Raw genomic sequence first — 8495 nt, 5'->3', positions numbered from 1 at the left:
AACAAATGTCTCTGTCCCTGTTAAATATTCTGATATGATCTCGTGCTTTTTATGCACTTTTTCTTTCCTTACCATGATTTAATGATTTACTAATTTAGTAAACCTATTTCAGGACGAGACAATCTTTTAATCCTAACAATCATGGTTCAGATAATTTTAACCCTTCTGCTCCCCTTTCAGGGGCTGGGGGGCTCGGGCCTCCTGGCACAACTCCACCAACACCCCACCCGCACTCTTCGGGTGCACAAAGCAAACCAGCTTATTGTCCGCCCCGCGCTTAGGCTTATCATTAAGCAATACAAACCCAGCCTCCTTTAACCGCGCCATCTCGGCTACAATATCATCAACATCAAAGGCTATGTGGTGTATCCCCTCCCCTTTCTTCTCCAGGAATTTGGCTATGGGGCTATCTGCAGACGTGGCTTCCAGCAGTTCTATTTTATTTGGCCCGCTTTGTAAAAAGGCCGTTTTTACCCCTTCTGATGGCACTTCTTCGGTTTTGTAGACTACGGTATTCAGTAACAGCTCGTATATATTTTTAGCTGCCTGCATATCCTTTACCGCAATGCCGATGTGCTCTATCTTGTTCATGTCCAAATATTGTAAATTATTGGCACCAAAATGCAATTTACTGGGCTTGCAAACTATTAAAGTAAAAGTTTGCCTATATTTGTATTGTTAATTATTGACCATGAACATCCCAATTTATTTAGATAACAACGCTACTACGCCAATGGACCCAAGGGTACTGGAAGCGATGCTGCCCTACTTCACCCAAAAATTTGGTAATGCGGCAAGCCGTAACCATCCTTTTGGCTGGGTTGCAGAAGAAGGCGTTGATTACGCACGCGAACAGGTGGCCAAACTGATAGGCGCTTCAGAAAAAGAAATCATCTTCACCTCGGGCGCAACCGAATCAGACAACCTGGCCATTAAAGGCGTGTTTGAAATGTATAAAGAGAAAGGCAAGCACATCATCACCGCGGTTACCGAGCATAAAGCAATACTGGATGCCTGTAAACACGTTGAAAAACTTGGCGGCAAGGTTACTTATCTGCCTGTTAAAGAAGACGGTTTGGTAGACCTTGAAGTGCTTGAAGCAGCTATGACCAAAGAGACCATACTCGTTTCGATCATGTACGGAAACAACGAGATTGGCGTTATCCAACCCATTAAAGCGATAAGCGACATTGCACACAAATATGGCGCATTGTTTATGACTGATGCCGTGCAGGCAGTTGGTAAAATACCGGTTGACGTTAACCGCGATGGCATTGATTTACTCGCTTTATCGGCACACAAAATGTACGGCCCCAAAGGCGTTGGCGCATTATATGTACGCCGTAAAGGACCACGTGTAAAAGTTACTGCCCAAATGGATGGTGGTGGTCACGAACGCGGTATGCGTTCTGGTACGCTGAACGTTCCGGGTATTGTTGGCCTAGGTAAGGCTTGCGAAATTGCCGGCCAGGAAATGGAAAGCGAAGCCATCCGTTTATCTGCCCTGCGCGATAAGTTAGAAAGTGCATTAACCGTACTGGAAGAAAGCTATGTAAACGGTAACGTTGAGCACCGCTTACCACATGTAGCCAACATCTCTTTCAAATACGTAGAAGGCGAAGGCTTAATGATGGCCATGAAAGATCTTGCCGTATCTTCGGGTTCTGCCTGTACTTCGGCATCTTTAGAGCCATCATACGTACTGAAAAGCTTAGGCTTGTCAGATGATTTGGCGCACTCTTCTATCCGTTTCGGCCTTGGCCGTTTCACAACCGAAGAAGAAGTTGATTACGCAGTTGAAGTAACCAAAACAGCGGTTACCAACCTGCGCAACATGTCGCCACTTTGGGAGATGTTTAAAGAAGGCATCGACTTGGACTCAATTGAGTGGGCAGAACACTAATTAGATGTGCAGATTTCAGATGTGCAGATATGCAGATGAAGAATGCACGAATATTTAGGATGTGACGTTTAGACTTCAGGGTTTAAACCTTTAGGATTTAGAAATTAGAGTTTAGGATTTACCAGACTCAGAACTTATAACTTACGACTTAATATTTAAGGATATGGCTTATTCAGATAAAGTTATCGACCATTACACTAACCCCCGCAATGTGGGCACGTTAGACAAAAGCAGCCACAAAGTAGGCACCGGCTTAGTTGGTGCTCCTGAGTGCGGCGACGTAATGCGTTTACAAATACAGGTTGATGAAAACAACATCATCACCGATGCAAAATTCAAAACATTTGGCTGTGGTTCGGCTATCGCATCCTCATCTTTGGCTACAGAGTGGCTTAAAGGTAAAAGCGTAGACGATGCCATGAAGATAGACAACATGGATATCGTTGAAGAGCTTGCCCTTCCACCGGTGAAAATTCACTGCTCTGTTTTGGCAGAAGATGCTATCAAAGCCGCCATCAACGATTTCCGCGTAAAAAACGGTATGGAGCCGATAGTGCTCGAAAAATCACATCACTAATTAGATGCAGGACATCGAGAACCAAGAAACAAGACCTATCCGGCTTTTTTCTTGATTCTTTAGTCTTACAATCTTGATTCTATCTACTACTATGGTTACTGTAACAGATAAAGCAAAAGCTAAAATAGACCACCTGATGCAGGATAGCGGGCTCGATGCCTCCTACTTCCTGCGCGTTTCGGTTCAGGGTGGCGGCTGCTCGGGGTTATCTTATAACCTCGATTTTGATAACGAAGAAAAAAAAGGCGACCAGTTCTTCGAAGACCGCGGCGTACGTTTCGCGCTGGATATGAAATCGTTCCTGTACCTTGCCGGTACCGAACTAGACTTCAGCGACGGCCTAAACGGTAAAGGATTCAACTTCCACAATCCAAATGCTACCCGTACCTGCGGTTGCGGCGAGAGTTTCTCGGTATAAAAACCGACCCAATATAATATACAAAAAAGGCTTCGCTTGCGAGGCCTTTTTTGTATATTTATTTATCAAAAACAGTCCGATTAACGTGGCAATTCAATATGACGAACAAGCAATTTTATTAGCACGCGCAATAGATATCGCTGTGAATTCACTTTCTAAATTTCTTCCAAAAGATTGGAGCGAAAGTCACCGGCAACAGTTTAAAAAGGTTTATTTGGAGTGGAAGGAAGATGCTTTAAAACCGAGTGCGAAATTTAAAAACATAGCGAGCTTAAATTATACTAAAAACGCTGTGTTTACTTATTTCCAGGAAGGGTTCGGGGAAGAAGTCAACTACTTTTGGAGCGAGATAAAAAAGGCAAACCTTCCCTATAGGCGCGAAAATAAAATGGCCAAAATTTTAAAATCGGGCAAGATTAAAAATCAAATTCAATATGATTTTGTAATCGACGTAATAGTCCCATATCAGCAAGAAGAGTTGATAACTGAGGAAGATGTAATCATTTTGAATGAGTTGATTAAGGAATTTGAAACAAGGGCATCCAAAAGAAGCAAATAGCATAAGGCCCCATTTTTCGGGGCCTTTGCTATTTTAAGAAACCGTTATCACTTTACCCGTGCCGGCGCCTAAAATGCTCTTCTCGTATCCGGCTACTACCCTATCCATAGTTACAGGGATATGCCCGGGGAAGGTGTCAAAATAGTCCGGGGAATCTTCAACCACGCCGGGACTTACCGCGTTTATCCGCACGCCGTTTTCCAGTTCTATAGCCGCTGCAGTTACAAACGCGTTCAACGCACCGTTAACAGCGCTAAGGTTAGCCCCGTTCACAACCGGGTCGCGATCCAAAATACCCGAGGTAAGCGTAAAAGAGCCTTTGGGGTTGATATAATGCTGGCCGATCAGCACCAGGTTTACCTGGCCCATTAACTTACTGTTGATACCTGTATTAAAGTCGTCAGGCGTCATCGTAGGTAGTGGACCAAAATGCCCGGCACCGGTAATACTCACCAGGGCATCAAATGTGCCAACTTTTTTATAAAATGCTTCTATCGATGTTGTAGAGGTGATATCCACCTGCAAATCGCCGCTTTTAGATCCGGCTGTGATGACTTCGTGCTTTGTTTTTAACGCGACAGTTACTTTCTTGCCGATAGTGCCCGTGGCACCGATGACGATGATTTTCATGTTAATCGTTATTTGTGTCAAAAAAATAGATTAAAAAAGATAACAACTAAATAACCTGTCAGTGCGGTGTAAGTTTAGTGTTAGCCTTGCGTAAATTATGAATGCTTATTCACTGGCTATTTCTATACCGATAAGCGCAACGGTATTCGCTATTTTTAATCGGCACATTTGCGGTTTAAGATTATTCGTTATCTTACGCCATCAATCTCAACACCATGCCTATCAAGCCCTTATTATCATTTTGCGCAGTGCTATGCGCCTCATTATCTTACGGCCAGCAAAAAGGCTATTACCGTACCCCCGCCCTGCACAACAACACGGTAGTGTTTACCGCCGAAGGCGATCTTTGGAAATATGACATCGGCAGCGGCCTCTCCGCACGCCTTACCACCCACGACGGCGTGGAGCAAAACCCGGCCATATCGCCCGACGGCAAACAACTGGCCTTTTCGGGCCAATACGAGGGCGTATCTGAAATTTACCTGATGGATATCGACGGCGGCGTACCGCGCAGGCTTACCTATGAACTCGGCAGTTCGCTCCTCATCTCTGGCTGGACAAAAGACGGCAAGATACTTTACCGCAGTTCGGCCCAGTCGCAGTTGCCGTTGCCCCAATTGTTCAAGCTGGACCCCATCACCCTTAAAAAAGAAAACCTTCCGCTATGGCAAGCCTCCATCGGTGCCTACGATGAAGACGGAATCCTATATTTCACCCGCTTCCCCAACCAAGGAAGCAAAACTAAACGATACAAAGGCGGACTGATAGAACAGATATGGAAATTCGACGGCAAGAGCGAAGCTAAATCGCTCACCGGCGATTTCGAAGGCACCAGCACCAACCCCATGTACTATAACGGCAGGGTGTATTTTCTGTCGGACAGGGATGGCACCATGAACCTTTGGTCGATAGACAAAGATGGCAAAACGCCAAAACAACAAACCTTTTCTAAAGGCTGGGATCTGCAGACACCATCGATAGACGGCTCCCGCATTGTGTACCAAAAAGGAGCCGACATCTGGCTGTACGACATCAGTAGCAATACCGAAAAGTTGCTTAACATCAACCTCGTTTCAGATTTTGGGCAACGCAAGCTTAAATGGATCAAAAGCCCGGTAAACAGCATCAGCTATTCGGATATCTCGCCGAAAGGCACGTATGTAGCTATAGTGAGCCGTGGCCGGTTGTTCGTATCTCCAGCCAAAAGCGACCGCTGGGTAGAAATTACCCGCAAAAGTGGTATACGTGTAAAGGATGTACATTTTATTGATGACAAAAGCATCGCTGCACTGTCTGACGAAGGTGGCGAATACGAGATATGGAAGGTAAACGCAGATGGCAGTGGCGAGGCTACGCAGCTGACCAAAGGCAGCAAGGTGATCATCTCAGCATTCGCGGTATCGCCAAATGGCAAATACATCGCTTATACCGATAAGAACGATGTACTAAGAATAGCCGAAGCAGCCACCGGCGCGGTAAAATTTGAATATAAGGATGCATATGCGGGCATCAACGAGCTATCATGGTCGCCCAACAGCACTTTTCTAAACATCTCGCAGAACCTGGAGAACCTGAACGCGCAGATAAACGTGATCGACACCCGCAGCATGGTAATGATACCCGTTAGCACCAGCCGGGCCAGCAGCTACAGCCCGGCATGGGCCGCAGACGGCAAATGGCTCTATTTTTTAAGCGACCGGAACCTTCATTCGGTAGTTACCTCGCCCTGGGGACCAAGGCAGCCGGAGCCCTACTACACCAAAACTACCAATATTTACGCCATGGCTTTGGATACTGCAGCAAAATTTCCCTTCCTGCAAACAGATTCCTGGCTTACCGATTCGGTATTTACTTCTGTAGACAAGCAGGGCGTAACCCAAACCAAAAAACTCGACAAGAAGAAGCCTGCTGTAGAGCCTGCAAAAGTTTATGACTGGGCGAAGGCGCAAAAAGCACTTTACCAGGTACCCGTAAAAAGCGCCAACATCCCCGGGCTTGCGGTTGCCAACGGCTATTTATACTGGCTGGATATGGGCGACGACGGAGAGGAAGGCGGCGGCAAGATATTCGCGCTAAAGATTACCGAAAGCAAAAAACCTACACCTACCGAAGTTGCATCGGGCGTGAACGGCTTTAATGTATCTGCAAACGGTAAAAAAATACTAATAAACTTCGCTAATCGCACGTTGGCTGTTGCCGATGCAGATGGCGGAAAAGTGGATGCCGATAAAGCCAAGGTAGAGCTGAACAACTGGAGTTTCGCCATAAATCCGCAGCAGGATTGGCAGCAGATGTTCAACGATGCCTGGCGTATGATGCGTGATTATTTTTACGACCGCGACTTGCATAAGGTGGATTGGGAAGCCGTAAAAAAACAATACGAACCCCTGCTGCCTCGCGTAACTGATCGGTACGAGCTTGACGACCTGCTGAGCCAGATGGTAGGTGAGTTATCGGCCCTGCATACCTTTGTTTATGGCGGCGATAAACGCACCTCTCAGGACAGGACACAAACCGGCGTGCTGGGCGCAAAGCTTAGCAAAACCGCAGCCGGATTCAAGATAGAGCACATTTATCAGTCGGACCCTGATTATAGCTTTTCCTCGCCATTGGATAAACCCGAATTGCGCGTTAAAGAAGGCGATGTTATTACGGAAATAAACAATGTACCGCTTAAGGATATTGCCGACGTGGGCGAACTAATGGCTAACAAGGTGAATATCCCCGTGAAACTTACGCTTACCGATAGGGCCAAAAAACGCTACGAGCAGGTGGTGAAGCCCTTCTCCGCGAGGGACGAGTACAACCTGCGTTACGGCGAGTGGGAATATACCCGCAGGTTGCAGGTAGACAGCGCCAGTAATAACGACATCGGCTACGTACACCTCAAAGCCATGGGCGACGACGATATGGACGATTTTGTAAAACAGTTTTACCCCATCTTCAACCGTAAAGGTCTCATTATAGATGTGCGCGAAAACTTCGGCGGCAATATAGATAGCTGGGTGCTGGAGAAACTGCTGCGCAAAGCCTGGATGTACTGGCAGGGCCGCACGGGCGGGCCAACCTGGAACATGCAATACGCTTTTAGGGGCCATATGGTTATCCTGTGCGACCAGCAGACCGCGTCAGACGGGGAAGCCGTTACCGAGGGCTTCCGTAGGCTTGGCCTGGGCAAAGTGATTGGTATGCGCACCTGGGGTGGTGAGATCTGGCTATCGAGCGACAACCGCATGGTTGATAACGGCATTGCCAGCGCAGCCGAAATGGGCGTATTTGGCCCGGAAGGTAAATGGCTGATAGAAGGCCGCGGCGTAGAACCTGATATAGAGGTAGATAACTTGCCTTATGAAAGCTACAAGGGCAAAGATGCCCAGTTGGATGCTGCCTTGCGCTATCTTAAACAGCAAATTAAGGAGCACCCGGTAGATAAGGTAGTAGTGCCAGCGCATCCGGATAAATCATTTAAGTATCCGCAGCAGTAAATGCTGTGAAACAAAAGGCTCCACAACCGGAGCCTTTTGCTTTTAGGCCATAGCTGTATATTTATGCCGTAACTTTATGATGAAACATCTTTTCAAAACCTCAGCCGCAATCATTTTATTTCAATTCTTCGCGCAATGCGGGATTGCTCAAACAATGCGATCCATAGAAACCCTCACGGCGGATACATCGGCATGGAACATTGTTAAACAAAGCGTAGTAACAGCAAAGAACAAAGCAGAGCTGCTACCGGCCAATAGTGCAAAAGCTGCCGAAGCCCTGTATCAAACGCAGGTAACGACGCACTCTATAATGGGTGCAGTAGTCTATTTTACTGGTGGTATTTTAATAGATAACGGTTGGATACGTTTATTAGGATCGGGAAGTACGAAGCTGCCAAGAAGCTTACCTGCATGGAACAAGGGCAAGACCTTTAAAGAATTTGGTGAACGACCGGGCTACCTAATGATTGGCGATGATGCTATCGGCGGCTTTTTTGCTATAAATGGTGGTGCCTTAGGTACGGACATGGGTATGGGTATGGTATATTATCTGGCGCCGGAAACATTAAAGTGGGAATCCCTTGGTAAAAGCTATTCTGATTTTGTTGATTTCTGCCTTAACGGCGACCTCAATAAATTTTATGAAGGTAAGAGATTGGCAAATTGGCAAACGGACGTTGCCAAACTGAACGGGGCTGATGTGTATAATTTCTATCCTTACCTATGAACAAAAGAAGGGCAAGACATCACGAACACTATCCGTAAAATAGTGCCTGTGCAGGAACAATACGATTTTAACATGGTAGAATAAGGCGCTTGGGTATTGCTAATAATTTTAGTATATTTAAGCTGTAGATACCAAATACGCTAAAATTATGTTTCAAGGATTAAATATACTGGAGTTTACTGAGAAATTCTCAACT

Annotated in this window: 8 protein-coding genes; 6 read left to right on the top strand and 2 right to left on the bottom strand. The window is 46.1% G+C overall.

Going from position 1 to position 8495, the window contains the following annotated elements; translation table 11 throughout:
- Positions 1-156: 156 nt before the first annotated feature.
- Positions 157-591 carry a methylmalonyl-CoA epimerase gene (mce, locus tag E2R66_RS27850; RefSeq protein ID WP_134737980.1) on the bottom strand — a complete coding sequence of 145 codons (435 nt, stop codon included), beginning with the start codon at positions 589-591 and terminating at the stop codon, positions 157-159.
- 100 nt (positions 592-691) lie between these two features.
- Here mce and E2R66_RS27845 point away from each other — a divergent pair, with 100 nt between their 5' ends.
- The 4 genes from E2R66_RS27845 to E2R66_RS27830 all read left to right on the top strand — a co-directional run bounded on the left by E2R66_RS27845 (position 692) and on the right by E2R66_RS27830 (position 3457).
- Positions 692-1903 carry an IscS subfamily cysteine desulfurase gene (locus tag E2R66_RS27845; protein WP_134737979.1) on the top strand — a complete coding sequence of 404 codons (1212 nt, stop codon included), beginning with the start codon at positions 692-694 and terminating at the stop codon, positions 1901-1903.
- 163 nt (positions 1904-2066) lie between these two features.
- Entirely contained in the window at positions 2067-2480 is a 414-nt protein-coding gene (gene iscU, locus E2R66_RS27840; RefSeq protein ID WP_128533183.1) for a Fe-S cluster assembly scaffold IscU, read from the top strand.
- A gap of 91 nt (positions 2481-2571) precedes the next feature.
- Positions 2572-2898 carry a HesB/IscA family protein gene (locus tag E2R66_RS27835; RefSeq protein ID WP_134737978.1) on the top strand — a complete coding sequence of 109 codons (327 nt, stop codon included), beginning with the start codon at positions 2572-2574 and terminating at the stop codon, positions 2896-2898.
- Positions 2855-3457 carry a hypothetical protein gene (locus tag E2R66_RS27830; RefSeq protein ID WP_158288534.1) on the top strand — a complete coding sequence of 201 codons (603 nt, stop codon included), beginning with the start codon at positions 2855-2857 and terminating at the stop codon, positions 3455-3457. The genes E2R66_RS27835 and E2R66_RS27830 overlap by 44 nt, the downstream gene beginning before the upstream one ends.
- Before the next feature lie 33 nt (positions 3458-3490).
- Here E2R66_RS27830 and E2R66_RS27825 read toward each other — a convergent pair whose 3' ends face one another.
- Complete coding sequence (locus tag E2R66_RS27825) at positions 3491-4087, bottom strand: short chain dehydrogenase (protein WP_134737976.1); 597 nt, start codon at positions 4085-4087, stop codon at positions 3491-3493.
- A 215-nt stretch (positions 4088-4302) separates the two neighbouring features.
- Here E2R66_RS27825 and E2R66_RS27820 point away from each other — a divergent pair, with 215 nt between their 5' ends.
- Together E2R66_RS27820 and E2R66_RS27815 are read left to right on the top strand one after the other, a co-directional pair.
- Entirely contained in the window at positions 4303-7572 is a 3270-nt protein-coding gene (locus E2R66_RS27820; RefSeq protein WP_134737975.1) for a S41 family peptidase, read from the top strand.
- A gap of 76 nt (positions 7573-7648) precedes the next feature.
- Positions 7649-8299: a DUF2625 family protein gene (locus E2R66_RS27815; RefSeq protein WP_240049543.1), complete on the top strand. Its 651-nt coding sequence runs from the start codon at positions 7649-7651 to the stop codon at positions 8297-8299.
- Positions 8300-8495 lie beyond the last annotated feature (196 nt).

The organism is Mucilaginibacter psychrotolerans (genome assembly GCF_004519315.1).
GTDB classification, from domain to species: domain Bacteria; phylum Bacteroidota; class Bacteroidia; order Sphingobacteriales; family Sphingobacteriaceae; genus Mucilaginibacter; species Mucilaginibacter psychrotolerans.
Note: the sequence above shows the minus strand (reverse complement) of the source record. Positions and strands in the feature narration are given on the sequence as shown.

What these genes read in the sequence shown, in the direction of transcription:
- mce (WP_134737980.1), bottom strand. Translation starts at nt 591, where the DNA reads ATGAACAAGATAGAGCACATCGGCATTGCGGTAAAGGATATGCAGGCA.
- E2R66_RS27845 (WP_134737979.1), top strand. Translation starts at nt 692, where the DNA reads ATGAACATCCCAATTTATTTAGATAACAACGCTACTACGCCAATGGAC.
- iscU (WP_128533183.1), top strand. Translation starts at nt 2,067, where the DNA reads ATGGCTTATTCAGATAAAGTTATCGACCATTACACTAACCCCCGCAAT.
- E2R66_RS27835 (WP_134737978.1), top strand. Translation starts at nt 2,572, where the DNA reads ATGGTTACTGTAACAGATAAAGCAAAAGCTAAAATAGACCACCTGATG.
- E2R66_RS27830 (WP_158288534.1), top strand. Translation starts at nt 2,855, where the DNA reads ATGCTACCCGTACCTGCGGTTGCGGCGAGAGTTTCTCGGTATAAAAAC.
- E2R66_RS27825 (WP_134737976.1), bottom strand. Translation starts at nt 4,087, where the DNA reads ATGAAAATCATCGTCATCGGTGCCACGGGCACTATCGGCAAGAAAGTA.
- E2R66_RS27820 (WP_134737975.1), top strand. Translation starts at nt 4,303, where the DNA reads ATGCCTATCAAGCCCTTATTATCATTTTGCGCAGTGCTATGCGCCTCA.
- E2R66_RS27815 (WP_240049543.1), top strand. Translation starts at nt 7,649, where the DNA reads ATGATGAAACATCTTTTCAAAACCTCAGCCGCAATCATTTTATTTCAA.